This is a genomic window from Desulfotignum balticum DSM 7044 (genome assembly GCF_000421285.1).
Lineage (GTDB): Bacteria > Desulfobacterota > Desulfobacteria > Desulfobacterales > Desulfobacteraceae > Desulfotignum > Desulfotignum balticum.
This window is the reverse complement of record NZ_ATWO01000001.1, coordinates 1,279,968-1,292,903: the sequence shown is the minus strand read 5'-3', so window position 1 is coordinate 1,292,903 and position 12,936 is coordinate 1,279,968. Positions and strand designations below refer to the sequence as shown.

General features: G+C 55.5%; 10 protein-coding genes. 5 read left to right on the top strand and 5 right to left on the bottom strand.

Annotated features, from left to right (window positions below; translation table 11 throughout):
* Positions 1 to 14: 14 nt before the first annotated feature.
* The 5 genes from K365_RS29060 (at position 15) to K365_RS0106560 (ending at position 4,636) form a co-directional block, all read left to right on the top strand.
* Positions 15 to 206, top strand: coding sequence for a GxxExxY protein (locus tag K365_RS29060; protein ID WP_268870639.1), 192 nt, complete (start codon positions 15 to 17; stop codon positions 204 to 206).
* A gap of 66 nt (positions 207 to 272) precedes the next feature.
* A complete protein-coding gene (locus K365_RS0106575) occupies positions 273 to 1,517 on the top strand; it encodes an acyl-CoA dehydrogenase family protein (protein WP_024333954.1) in 1,245 nt (414 codons plus the stop codon).
* The gene (locus K365_RS0106570) at positions 1,514 to 2,923 is read left to right on the top strand and encodes a deoxyribodipyrimidine photo-lyase (RefSeq protein WP_024333953.1); all 1,410 of its coding nucleotides are present in this window, start codon (positions 1,514 to 1,516) and stop codon (positions 2,921 to 2,923) included. The genes K365_RS0106575 and K365_RS0106570 overlap by 4 nt, the downstream gene beginning before the upstream one ends.
* 43 nt (positions 2,924 to 2,966) lie before the next feature.
* Entirely contained in the window at positions 2,967 to 3,458 is a 492-nt protein-coding gene (locus K365_RS0106565) for a cation:proton antiporter regulatory subunit (protein ID WP_006966002.1), read from the top strand.
* Positions 3,458 to 4,636 carry a cation:proton antiporter gene (locus K365_RS0106560; RefSeq protein WP_024333951.1) on the top strand — a complete coding sequence of 393 codons (1,179 nt, stop codon included), beginning with the start codon at positions 3,458 to 3,460 and terminating at the stop codon, positions 4,634 to 4,636. The genes K365_RS0106565 and K365_RS0106560 overlap by 1 nt, the downstream gene beginning before the upstream one ends.
* Positions 4,637 to 4,706: 70 nt before the next feature.
* Here K365_RS0106560 and K365_RS0106555 read toward each other — a convergent pair whose 3' ends face one another.
* The 5 genes from K365_RS0106555 to K365_RS0106535 all read right to left on the bottom strand — a co-directional run bounded on the left by K365_RS0106555 (position 4,707) and on the right by K365_RS0106535 (position 12,817).
* On the bottom strand, positions 4,707 to 6,170 hold the full coding sequence (locus tag K365_RS0106555; RefSeq protein WP_024333950.1) for an ammonia-forming cytochrome c nitrite reductase subunit c552: 1,464 nt from the start codon (positions 6,168 to 6,170) through the stop codon (positions 4,707 to 4,709).
* Positions 6,171 to 6,247: 77 nt separating this feature from the next.
* Positions 6,248 to 7,423, bottom strand: coding sequence for an acetyl-CoA C-acetyltransferase (locus K365_RS0106550; RefSeq protein ID WP_024333949.1), 1,176 nt, complete (start codon positions 7,421 to 7,423; stop codon positions 6,248 to 6,250).
* 172 nt (positions 7,424 to 7,595) lie between these two features.
* Entirely contained in the window at positions 7,596 to 9,215 is a 1,620-nt protein-coding gene (gene ftcD / locus K365_RS0106545) for a glutamate formimidoyltransferase (RefSeq protein WP_024333948.1), read from the bottom strand.
* Between the two features lie 132 nt (positions 9,216 to 9,347).
* On the bottom strand, positions 9,348 to 10,886 hold the full coding sequence (locus K365_RS0106540) for an ASKHA domain-containing protein (RefSeq protein ID WP_006966016.1): 1,539 nt from the start codon (positions 10,884 to 10,886) through the stop codon (positions 9,348 to 9,350).
* Positions 10,883 to 12,817 (bottom strand): ASKHA domain-containing protein, encoded by a 1,935-nt coding sequence (locus K365_RS0106535; RefSeq protein ID WP_024333947.1) that lies wholly within the window; start codon positions 12,815 to 12,817, stop codon positions 10,883 to 10,885. Before K365_RS0106535 ends, K365_RS0106540 begins: the two co-directional genes overlap by 4 nt.
* Between the last annotated feature and the right edge of the window lie 119 nt (positions 12,818 to 12,936).

The following is a 12,936-nucleotide window of genomic DNA, read 5'->3' as shown; positions in this document are numbered from 1 at the left end:
AAGAAGACATATACTTGACTCCTGAAGGCACAACATATACAGCAATATATAAAATAATATCACGAAGGACACGAAGAGCACGAAGAAAGGAATTTGATGATGCACAATTGCTGACTTACATGAAATTGGCGGATATCAGAACCGGACTTTTGATCAATTTCAATGTCACAAAGCTCAAACACGGTATCAAACGATTCGTCCTTTAACCCTTCGTGCTCTTCGTGTCCTTCGTGGTGCAATATATCAGCCAAAAAAAACAAGGAAATGCATTCATGTTTGATTATCTTTTAAATGAAAAGCAAAAACAACTGAAGCAGGAGGCCCGGGATTTTGTCAAAACCATTCCCCGGCAGATGATCCTGGATATGGATGCGGACAAGATCCGGTTCCCCAGAGAATTTTTACAGGAAGCCGGCCGCCGGAACCTGATGGGGTGCCGGTATCCGGAAAAATGGGGCGGAAGAGGCATGGACTGGGTGTCCACCTGCATGGTCATGGAAGAGATCGGGGTGCTGGGATATATTTTTGCCTGCACCTTTGGGGTGGGCGCAGAATTGGTGTGTGATGCCATCATTCTCCACGGTACGGATGCCCAGAAAGAAAAATATGTCAAACCGTTGCTCAAAGGCGAGATTTTTGCGGCGGAATGCCTCACCGAACCCCGGGGCGGGTCTGATTTTTTCGGCACCACCACCACGGCCGTGGACAAAGGCGACCATTTTGTTCTCAACGGCCAGAAACGGTTCATCGTGGGCGGAGAAGGGGCGGATTATTTTCTGGTGTATGCGAAAACCGACCCGGATGCCGAGCCCCGCAACGGTATCTCCTGCTTTATTGTGGACCGCACCGACGGGGTGGAAACCCGGTATCTTTACGGCCTGATGGGATGCCGGGGCGGCGGGGCCGCCCGCATGGTATTCAAGGATGTGAAAGTACCCAAAGAAAACCGGGTGGGCGGCCTCAACCAGGGGGTCAAGGTATTCAACACCATGATGATCCCCGAGCGCCTGGGCACGGCCGCCATGACCATCGGGGCCGCCGTGCCGGCCGTGGACATCGCCACGGGATACACCTCTAAACGCAAGGCATTCGGCCGGCCCGTGGCCCAGTTCCAGGGGGTGTCGTTCCAGGTGGCTGAAGCCGTGACGCTTCTGGATGCAGCCCGGGCCATGATCTACACCACGGCCCGGGCCGTGGATGCAGGTGTCCATGACAAGCAGATTCGTCGTCTGGTGTCGGAGTCCAAAAAATTTGTCACGGAATCCTGCCAGAAAGCCGTGCACAACGCCATGCAGGTCATGGGCGGCATCGGGTACACCAATATCTATCCCGTGGAACGGATCTTCCGGGATCTTCGCCTGGCATCCATCTGGACCGGCACCAATGAGGTGATGGCCATGATCATTGCCAATGAATGGTACAAAGCCTACTGGAAAGATAAATCCGCCGGAAAGATCCGGGACATGGAAGAAGACGCTCAGGAATCTTCGGCAGCAGACGAGAAAATATTCGAATGACCATCCATCCGGCCCGTATCCACCACCTCAACCGCGACCGGATCCAGAAACCGTCCCCGAATAAGGATTATGTGCTCTACTGGATGCAGCAGTCCCAGAGGGCCGTGTTCAACCATGCCCTGGAATTTGCCGCAGATCAGGCCAACCGGCTGGGTCTGCCCCTGGTGGTGGGGTTCGGCCTGACCGACACGTATCCGGACGCCAACCTGCGGCATTACACGTTTATGCTGGAAGGGCTGGCTGAAACCCGCACCGCACTGGCGGACCGGGGCATCCAGCTGGTGGTGCTCAAAGGGAACCCGCCCGACGCGGCCCTGAATTTAGGCGGACAGGCGGCCCTGATCGTGTGTGATGCCGGATATCTGCGGCATCAGAGACAATGGCGGGGCCGGGTGGCTAAAAATGCCGGCTGCCCGGTCATCCTGGTGGAAACCGATGTGGTGGTGCCCGTGGCTGCGGCCACCACCAAAAAGGAATATGCGGCCCGAACCATCCGGCCCCGGCTGCACAAGGTGCTGGCGGATTTTCTCATGCCGCTGCCTTTGAAAGACCTGAAACATTCGTCTCTGAACCTGTCGTTTGACAGCCTGGACATCACAGATCCCCAGGCCGTGCGCGACACCCTGTCCCTGGACAGGACCGTTCCCCCGGTCTCCCGGTTTTTCCCTGGCGGCACTTCTCATGCGGAAAAGCGGTTTCAGACATTTCTGGCCAATGGTCTGAAAAACTATGACCGGCACAGCAACCAGCCCCAGACCGATGACATCTCCCACATGAGCCCGTACCTGCATTTCGGGCAAATCTCCCCATTGTACCTGGCCTTAGGGGTCATGGACGTAGATCCATCCCTGTCAGATGCCCGGGATGCGTTTATCGAACAATTGATCATCCGGCGGGAGCTGGCCTTCAATTTTGTGTACTACACGCCTGATTATGATTCTTTTGATGTGATTCCCGGGTGGGCCAAAAACACCCTGGCCGACCATGAAACCGATCCCAGAGACCATCTGTATTCAGAACAGGAACTGGTGGATGCCGTCACCCATGATCCTTACTGGAACGCAGCCATGATGGAAATGACCTGCACCGGGTTCATGCACAATTACATGCGCATGTACTGGGGCAAGAAAATCCTGGAATGGTCCCCTTCCCCGAAACAGGCGTTTGAGACCACGCTGGCGTTGAACAACCGGTATTTTCTGGACGGCAGAGACCCCAACTCCTACACCGGCGTGGCCTGGCTGTACGGCATCCACGACCGGGGCTGGGCCGAACGGGCCATCTTCGGCAAGATCCGGTACATGGCCGCCTCCGGCCTGGAACGCAAATGCGATATCCAGGCCTATGTGGACAAAATCAAACACCGCTGCGCTGCAGTTAAATCCAAAAATTTATATGAAATATAGGATTATAATCCAAAAATTTATGAGGTGACATGTGGAAGTTAAAATGGCAGATCTGCCCGGTGTGGGCAAAAAAATTTCTTTCCTGACTGCGGAACAACAGAAAGTCGTGGTCATTATCCATCACTCCGGCAAACGGGACCTGTATTTTTTTCAGGATTCCGACGAAGATGAGGCGGATTATTTTCTGACATTGACATCCGAAGAAACCCGGGAAATGGGTGCCCAGCTTTTAGGGGCCACATACCAGCCCGTGGATGACGATAAAATGCAGATCTTTCAGAAACAGCTGGTCATGGAATGGATCAAGCTCACCCCGGAATCTCCGTTTGTGGACAAACAGATTGCCGAATCCCGGATCCGGACCCACACCGGGGCTTCCATCATTGCCGTGATGCACGGGGACGACATGATCGTGAGCCCGGATATCAATGAGGTGCTCAAAGCCGGGGACACGGTCATGGCCGCGGGAAAAAGAGACCAGATCCGCCGGTTTGAAGCCATGGCCAGAGGAGCATCCACGGAAGGAGACCATTGATGGGGGACGTTCATTTCCCTGTTCTGTTCATTGCCGGAGGTATTTTCATTCTCCTGTTTGCCGTGGGATTCATCGGTATGAAAATTCGGATCCCCGGGGTGGTGCTCTATATTCTGCTGGGCATCGGCCTGGGCGGGTATTTTTCCGGCAGCCACCTGCTGCACCTGGCCGGAGAGGTGGGCATCGTGCTTTTATTTTTCATGCTGGGCATGGAGTTTCCCATGCGCCGCCTGGCTGGGATCGCTAAAAAAGTGGCCCCGGCCGGTACCCTGGATGTGTGTCTCAATCTGTTTGTGACCATGGGCATCTGCCTGTTTTTCGGCCTGAACTGGATCACATCCTTTCTCATGGGCGGTGTGGTATATGCCACCTCCTCGTCCATCACCGCCAAAATCCTGGAGAGCTCAAAACGCATGGCCAATCCGGAGTCCGAATTTCTGTTGGGCCTTCTGATCTTTGAAGACCTTGTGGCACCCATTGCCGTGGCCGTTCTGGTGGGCCTGACCGCGGGCACGGCCATGACCGGTGTGACATTCGGAATAATCCTTGCCAAAATCGTCGGCCTGATCATCGGTGCCGTGGTCATCGGGCATCTCATCTTCAGCCGGCTGGGCGGCTTTGTGGACCGGTACAGGAGCCAGGACATTTTCATCCTCCTGGTGGTGGGCATTGCCCTTGCCTACGGAGGCCTGGCCCTGCTGCTGAACCTGTCCGAAGTGCTGGGCGCGTTTCTGGCCGGCATCATCCTGGCGGAAGCACAGCGCACCGAACCGCTGGAACATGCGATTCTGCCGGTGCGAGACCTGTTTCTGCCTTTGTTCTTTTTTTATTTCGGCACCACCATCACCTTTGGGGACGGGGTTCCCATGATTCCTTTGCTCGTCGTTCTGCTGGTCTGGTCCATTGCCGGCAAAATCATTACCGGGTATTACGGGGCCAGATTCTACGGGCTGTCCAAAAAAGTATCTGTGCGGGCCGGGCTGTCTTTTACCCAGCGGGGGGAATTTTCCGTGATCATCGCCAGCATGGCCGTTGACACCATCCGGGTGCTCAGCGGGGTTTTCATCCTGTCTTCAGCCATGATCGGCATTCTTTTATTTGAACTGGCACCCAGAATCACCACGGCCCTGTTTCCCAAAAAAGCCAGGCCCCAGAAATACAAAGTCCCGGGCACTTGAGCCAAAAAGAGGTCCTGCGGCAAAGTCCGTCTGCCGCAGGACCTCTTTTTGTTTTGTGGTTATGTTGCGGTTACAGGCCTTTGGCATGTTCAGACAACAGCTTGTCCTGGATGCCGAAGGGATCGGTAAATTCCTGTTCCGGCCTGAAGTTCAGTTTTGCCTCACCCCTGTTGTTCAGGGTCTCTCCTAAATCCAGGGCCACTTCCAGGCCCGGATCCATGCCCACACCGGCCAGAAGCTGCCTGAGCAGGGATTCGCTTTTTCCGGCAAAGGCAACGGCATCTCCGAGCACCCGGCCGGCTTCAGCCGCATTGTGAAATCCCACCGAGTTTTCCGCGTTGATGAACACGATGCGTAAAAACGCCTGCATGTAAAAATCTTTGGCCTTGCTGTAAACCGCGTTGTCCACGGCTGCACCCTTAGCCTGGGCCTGGTGCAGGGTTTCAAACAGCCGGGCGCAGGTGGCGGTGCCGTATCCGGCCCTGAGAATCAATGATGTGGTCCGGTCCTGGGTATGGAAAATCTGATCCGTGAGCCATTCTTTGGACTGGGTATGGCACTGGGCGCAGGCCCTGAGGTCCGCTTTCAAGGGACTGGTCACATTATGATCCGAGATTTTATAACTGCCGGACCGGGTGAACGGCATATGACAGTCGGCACAGGCCACCCCGGACTTGAAATGCACGCTGCCCCGGGAAAACAGTTCAAACTCCGGATGGCGGATAAACGGCATCTTGAATCCGGTAATCTCCTGGACCCATTCCAGGCGGAATTCATCGGTCAAAAGCACATCAATGATGCCTTCGATGGCGATATTTCCCCACTGGCCGTTGCGCCAGGGCATGGTGACATCACCGGCCACTTTGTTGTTCTTGTCCTTGGGCACGGAATAGGTAATGTGACACTGGGCACAGGCCAGGATCCGCAGTTCCTGCCGGGAGGGATCTTTTTTGCCGATCATTTCCAGGCCTTTTTCCAGATGGTCTTTTTTAAAGGTCAGCTCCAGAGGATCCTGCAGGTGACAGTCATAACAGGCCGGTCCCAGTTCCCGCAGTTTTTCCGGCAGCATATCCAGGGCTTCCAGGTATGGTTTGCCTAAGTAATCCAGGCCGTGGGTTTCGGTCATTTTTCTGTGGAAAGGCGTTTTGCAGGCCAGGCACACCCCGCCGGAAGCCACCCGGGATGAATCGATCTCGATCTGGTCGGTCACCGCGTAAAAATGCCCCCTGGGTTCATTGTACTCGATGCCGAATCCCCATCCTTTGTATAAAATGCCCAGAAACGGAAATTCACTGAGCTTGTCATACACCACTTCATCCGTATCCCATCCGCGTTTGTACCGGCTTTTGTCCACGGGCTTGGGTTCTTTTGTCTTGAGCCAGGATTCATAGTGCAACGGGTAAGCATCCCCCCATTTTTCAGGGTCATACTCGTTCTCGTCAATCTGTGCCGCCAGATAGGTCTCCGGCTTGGAATCACAGCCGGTCAGAAACATGCACACAACACACAGGCCTGTTAAAATTATTTTGATCATACCGGCATTTCAATAAAAAAGGCACACCTGATTCACTAACCAGATGTGCCCTTTGTTGTCAAGCGTTTCTCAGCAACTTATTTTCTTTCCACGATCAGGGCCATGCCCTGGCCGCCTCCGATACACAGGGTGGCCAGGCCGTACCTGACATCCCGGGCTTCCATTTCATACAGAAGCTTGGTCAGAATAGCGCCGCCGCTGGCAGACACCGGGTGCCCCAGGGCAATGGCACCGCCGTTGACATTGACCTTGTTGATATCCATGTCCAGTTCCCGCATACATGCCAGGGCCTGGGAGGCAAACGCCTCATTGAGCTCGATCAGGCCGATATCGTTCATGGTGAGTCCGGCTTTTTCCAGAGCCAGGCGGGTGGCCGGGATGGGACCGATACCCATGAGGGCCGGATCCACACCAGCCGATGCATAGGACACAATGGATGCCATGGGTTTGATGCCCAGTTGATCGGCTTTGTCCTTTGCCATGACCACCAGGGCGGATGCCCCGTCGTTCATGCCGCTGGAGCTGCCGGCCGTGACCGTGCCCCCTTTTCTGAAGGCGGGTTTGAGCTTTTGAAGGGATTCCATGGTAGTGCCGAACCTCGGATGTTCATCCGTGTCAAATATTTTGGGATCGCCTTTGCGCTGGGGAACCTCCACGGGCACGATCTGTTCCTTGAATTTGCCTTCCTTAATGGCTTTTTCCGCCAGTTGCTGGCTTCTCAGACCGAATTCATCCTGATCTTCTCTGGATACATTGTATTTTTCCGCCACATTTTCAGCGGTTTCTCCCATGGTGTTCCCACTCAAGGGATCAAACAGAATCAGCTGATCCTGGAGCTGGCCATGGCCTAAACGGTATCCCCACCGGGCTTTCTTGAGCATGAATGTGGCATTGCTCATGCTTTCCATGCCGCCGGCCACAATGATATCCGCATCCCCGGATTTGATCACCTGGGCCGCCAGGGTCGTGGCTTTGATACTGCCGGCACACGCCTTGGAGATGGTGAACTGGGGTTTTTCCTGGGGAATGCCGGCTTTCACCGCCACCACCCGGGCGGAGTTGATGGGCAAATCTCCGGTACGATACCCGGACGCGTAAATCACCTCATCGATCTGATCCCCGGTCAACCCAGCCCGCTTGATGACCTCTTTGATGGGAATGGGTCCGAAATCAATATCGCTCAACGGAGCCAGAGACCCGCCGAATCTGCCGATGGCCGTTCTGCACGCACTTGCAATAACTACCTCTCTCATGTAACCCTCCTGAAATGTGTTGTTTGCCTCTTTTATAGCTTCGATATAGCTGTATTATAAATACATCCCCCTGTCAATACAAAATAGGCACATGGCTTTGGACATTATCCCCTGGCGTTCGGATTTCAGATGTCTGGGAACAGCGGAGCCTGAGGCCGTCACACATCCGGCATCACGACCGGGAATCCAGAATCTCCAGGACCTGCCCGCACATGTCCGCAGCCCGGTTCTTTAACGCATCCGCTTTTTCCAGGGTCTGTTTTTTATAAATATCGTCCGTGATACCCGCCATGTTGATCACGACATTTTTGTACGCCCCCCAGATGCCCATCTCCAGGGCCCTTGCCCCTACTTCCACGTCGGATTTTGACGTAATATTGCCGTATGTCGCCACCGCGACCAGCGCATCCCAGGCCGCATCCGCGGTTGTCATCACGGACAGCGGGGTATCAATGGCTTTTTTCAATCCCAGCTGCAGCTGTTCATCCCGACAGGCCCAGTCCGCGTCTGTTTCTTTTGGCAGGCCCAGGGCCGCCACATAATCGTTAAACGCGTGGGTGTCCGCATCGATCATGGGAATCAGCGCATGGGCCGCCTGGTGCAGGGGCGGGATCAGTTCCCGCATTTTTGCATCCACATCTTCAAATTTTCTCACCCCCAAAGTGAGTTTGGCCACCATGGATCCAAGACCTGCGCCCATGGCCGCAATGGCTGCGGACACCGATCCCCCGCCCGGCGCGAAACTGCGGGAGGCCACTTCTTCGATGAACTGCCGGGTGGTCAGACCGGCCAGGGGTTCGTCCGGCTCTTCGGCAATGATATACTCGATGATTTTTTCTTTGGGGTTGAACGGGGCCACGGCATTCAACCCCAGCCGCTCCACAGCCAGGCGCACCTTCTGGTCCTCATCCAGGACAAACAGGTTTTCCTTTTCAATGTAATACTCGGCCGCCGCAAGAATGGCTTCCAGCGGCACCACGCCCACGATTTCCGATCCGGTCACGGCCACATTGAGCAAGGCTGCCTCTTTTTTCACTTCCTCATACAGGATGTGCGGCGGGGTGACCCGGTAATTGTTCAGGTTCACCGTGACCTGGGCCAGGTTGTAGTCATCCACATACCAGCCCATGCCCTTGACCTCTTTGAGCCGGCCCGGTTCATCCGGTCCCCGGCCCGCTTCCCGCAGGTTCAGCGCAATGCGGTGGGCCTGGTTGGGAGTGGATAACAGATTGACATTATAGGCGATCAAAAAAAACCGGGCCCCGGTGACGGTGGCCCCCCACTCGGGAATGAATTGTGCCGGTCCGAAATCCGGTTTCCATTCCGGCTTCACAATCCGGTCTTTGACGGCCTCATACTGGCCTTCCCGGATCTGGGGCAGTTTTCTGCGGTAATCCTGTGCAGCAGAAGCTTCATACAGATACACGGGAATGCCCAGCTCGTCTGCGGCCCTTTGTCCGAATTGTTTTGACAATGCCACGCACTCGTCCATGGTGACATTGGCCACCGGAATAAACGGGCACACATCCAGGGCCCCCATGCGGTGATGTTCCCCTTTATGGGTGCGCATATCGATTTTTTCCCGGGCCACCCGGGCGCCTGCCAAAGCGCCTTCCACCACGGCATCCGGTTCCCCGACAAAGGTGTACACCGTCCGGTTCGTGGACCGCCCCGGATCCACATCCAGCAGTGTGCACCCGGCCGTATTTCCAATGGCATCGGCAATGGCGTCAATGGTCTCTGTATTGCGGCCTTCAGAAAAATTGGGCACGCATTCGACAATCTTTTTCATGATACAATCTCCCTTTCTCATTGGATCACTGTTTTACGATGATTTAAAATGTCAAAAATGTACCACAATCAGACGAGGTTGTATAGACATGTATATTGGTTTCTCTGAGTTCCCCGTCTTTCAAGAGATCAATCAGACCTTCACGGACGGAAACCGCGACGTATCCGTGTGCGGATAAAACTTGGCCCCGGAAAACAGATTCATGAACCCTTGATTGACATTCAGTTCAATATAAGTGATGGTTTCCCGGATGGCCATGACCCGGTCAAAGGCCGCCGGATCGGTTAACACCTGTTCCGCGCCTTTTAACGACGTGTTGCCCAGCACCTGGAACCGGTCTAAAGGAATATCGGGCAGCATGCCGATGGTGATGGCGGAATTCGGGTTGATGAACGACCCGAACGTGCCGGCCACATAAAACCGGGCCAGATCGGAAAACGACAGCCCGGCGGTCTGGGACACGATCACCTCTAAAATGGTGTACATGGCGGCTTTGGCACTGGTCAAAGAATTCAGGTCCACCTGGGACAGCCGGATGGCCCGCCCCGTGCCGGAATCTTTTGCCGCCACCAGATCAAACGCGGGAATGTCATTTTCATTTGTCAGACGATCCCCGCAGGCCTCAGTCACCAGCTTCCCCCGGATATCGATGCGGCCGGACACAAACAGGGCCGCGGCCAGGTCAATCATGCCGGACCCGCAGATACCCACGGCCGGTTCATCATCAATGGTGTGGATGATCAGGTCCCGGGTTTCCGGATCCACGCGCACCCGGTCGATCACGCCCGGCTTTGCCGTCATGCCCATCTGGCTGACCCCGCTTTCCAGGGCCGGGCCGGCGGCGCCTGCACAGGCCATGAGCCAGTCTTTGTTTCCCAGAACGATTTCCGCATTGGTGCCCACATCCACCATGATGCAGGGCTGGTCTTTTTGATCCAGGTCGGCTGCCAGGATCCCGGCCAAAAGATCCCCGCCGAAATAAGACCCGATATTGGGAAACAGAAACACCTGGCCTCTGGGATGAACGGCCAGTCCCAGGTCGGCGGCATCCAGGGTATCAAGAATATTGGTACAGGGAATATAAGGTTCCTGAATGATCCCGAACGCCGGCAGCCCGGCAAACAGATGGGTCATGGCCGTGTTCCCGGCCCCGGCCACCAGAAACACCCGGTCCGGGGTCCGGTTGTTTTCTTTGCACAACCGGGCCAGGTGCTGATTCAGCGCGTCAACCGCCAGGCGCTTGAGTGCCTCCCGGCCCGCCGGGGTTTTGGCATGAAGAATCCGGGTGAGCACATCCGGCCCGATATCTGCCTGGGGATTGTCAAACCCGGTTTCTCCCAGTGTTTCCCCGGTTTCCAGATCCATCAAGGCAATCACCATGCGGGTGGTACCGATATCCACGGCGGCCCCCATCACCGGGCCGGAATCCTGAGGGTCCAGCAGGTCCACCACTGTAAAAGACCGGCGGTCCTTGAACAGCACCGCCTTGACCTGCCAGTGCCATTGTCGCAGCCGCGCGGACAGATCCCCGACCAGGTGCCAGGGAATATGGACATTTTTGGTGTTCAGTTCTTTTTTCAACACCTGTTCCAGGCGCTGGGCATCGGCGGTGTTGTTGCCCAGCGCCGGGGGTGTCAGTTCAATGGTGCGGACATACCCGGATAAACTCATTTGCGCAACGCTTCCAGCTTTGCCTTGATCTTGGGGAAATAGTTGAGTTCCGTGTGGGGCAGAAACAATGCCCCCATGTAATGGTCCATATAAGACGGGGTGGAGGCCAGCTCAAAATTGGTCATCATGTTCACCACCTGGGTCACCTGCTGGCGCAGGGAATTGGTCAGGCAGTTGATGCGGCATCCCAGCAGGGACCCGTTACCCAGGTAGGTAACCTTATCCGGCTCGATCTCCGGCAGAAGCCCGATGGTGATGGCGGACGCCAGATCCACATACGATCCGAACCCGCCGGCCAGAATGATCCGCTCGATGTCGTTCACCTTGAGACCGATCTCGTCCAGCAGGGTCAGGGCTGCGGAATACATGGCGCCCTTGGCCCGGATCAGGTTGTCCAGGTCCGGTTCGGTAATGGTGATATCCCGCTCGATCTGGGTGTCTTTTTCATATACCAGCACATACTCCCAGATCTCATCGGTCTGCCGGATCCGGAGGGTATCCAGTTCCTGGTTGAACTTGCCCCGGGAATCGATGATTCCGGTTTCCAGCAGCCGGGCCGCCAGGGTGATGAGCCCGGATCCGCAGATACCTTTGGCTTTTTCATTGCCCACGGTGATGATCATGGGTTCATAGGTGGCGGGATTGATGGACACATCCTCCACAGCCCCTTTGGCGGCCCGCATCCCGAACTTGACCCCGCCGCCCTCAAAAGCCGGTCCGGCGGACGCGGCCGTGCACACCATCCATTCCTGGTGTCCGATGGCGATCTCCGCGTTGGTGCCGATATCCATATACAGGGTCAGTTCCGGCGACCGGTACATGCCTGAAGCCATGATACCGGAAATGATATCCCCGCCCACATAGGATGAAACTCCCGGATACACCAGAGCCGTGGTGTGCTCAGCCAGTTCCAGACCGATTTCCGTGGCATGAAACGGTGGATACAGAATGGATGCCGGCACATAGGGATCTCTTCGGATATAACTGGGATTGATATTAAGCAGCAGCTGGGTCATGGTGGAGTTGCCGGCCATAGTGATGGTGGAGACTTCATGGGTGTCTATTTTTGCTTTTTTGATGATCCCTTTGATGATCTTGTTGATGGTTTCCACCACGCGTTTGTGCAGGGTGGCCAGCCCGTCCCCTTTTTCCGCGTACATGATCCGGGAGATCACATCCTCGCCATAGCTGATCTGGGCGTTGAACTCGCCCTGCTGGGCCAGGACTTCACCGCTTTGCAGATCCATCACCTGACCGAACACCGTGGTGGTGCCGATGTCCACGGCAATGGCAAAATTCCTGTTTGTGGTGTCTCCGGGCTCGATATTGATGATCTCGTTTTTGCCGTCCTCTCTTACCGGACGTAAAATCGTGGCGGTCACATTAAAATTTTCCTGCCGGATAATGTCCGGCACCCGGCGGATCAGGCTCAGATCCATGGTCAATCTGTGTTCATCATGATGAATCCGAAGATGATGCATGATCCTGGCCACATCCGCCCGGTTGTCTCCTTCCACCGCCGGATCCAGTTCCAGATAGATTTTTTCCACCGGCGGAATGAACAGCCCGTCCTGTTTGAGATCTTCCACATTCACGGTCATGGCCCGGGCCGTGTGACGGTCCATGGTCTGGGTGAGACGGCTGGTTTCCACTTCAGATTCCACGGGAATGCGCACGGTCAGATCTGAAGTCACTTTGGCCAGGCAGGCCAGGCGATACCCTTTTTCCCGATCCTGGTCCGTGAGTTTTTCCGAAATCCCGCCTTCCACTTCACCGGATTCAATCCGCACCCGGCACTTCCCGCACACGCCCCCGCCGCCGCAGGACGCATTGATGTGGACCCCGGCTTCCATGGCGGCCCGGATCAGGCTTTCGCCATCCGCCACAGTGATCTGTTTATTATGAGGTAAAAACTGAATCGTATGTGTCATTGCAGGGTCTCCCTTTAATAATTGTCTGTTCATCCATATGAAACAGCGGTCTTAAAGAAAACCGCTGGATGTTTTTGACCAGACTCAAGTATACCCGCAACCCGGTGTTTTGCCAAGGA

What these genes read in the sequence shown, in the direction of transcription:
- K365_RS0106540 (WP_006966016.1), bottom strand. Translation starts at nt 10,886, where the DNA reads ATGAGTTTATCCGGGTATGTCCGCACCATTGAACTGACACCCCCGGCG.
- K365_RS0106575 (WP_024333954.1), top strand. Translation starts at nt 273, where the DNA reads ATGTTTGATTATCTTTTAAATGAAAAGCAAAAACAACTGAAGCAGGAG.
- K365_RS0106555 (WP_024333950.1), bottom strand. Translation starts at nt 6,170, where the DNA reads ATGATCAAAATAATTTTAACAGGCCTGTGTGTTGTGTGCATGTTTCTG.
- K365_RS0106560 (WP_024333951.1), top strand. Translation starts at nt 3,458, where the DNA reads ATGGGGGACGTTCATTTCCCTGTTCTGTTCATTGCCGGAGGTATTTTC.
- ftcD (WP_024333948.1), bottom strand. Translation starts at nt 9,215, where the DNA reads ATGAAAAAGATTGTCGAATGCGTGCCCAATTTTTCTGAAGGCCGCAAT.
- K365_RS0106550 (WP_024333949.1), bottom strand. Translation starts at nt 7,423, where the DNA reads ATGAGAGAGGTAGTTATTGCAAGTGCGTGCAGAACGGCCATCGGCAGA.
- K365_RS0106570 (WP_024333953.1), top strand. Translation starts at nt 1,514, where the DNA reads ATGACCATCCATCCGGCCCGTATCCACCACCTCAACCGCGACCGGATC.
- K365_RS0106565 (WP_006966002.1), top strand. Translation starts at nt 2,967, where the DNA reads ATGGCAGATCTGCCCGGTGTGGGCAAAAAAATTTCTTTCCTGACTGCG.
- K365_RS0106535 (WP_024333947.1), bottom strand. Translation starts at nt 12,817, where the DNA reads ATGACACATACGATTCAGTTTTTACCTCATAATAAACAGATCACTGTG.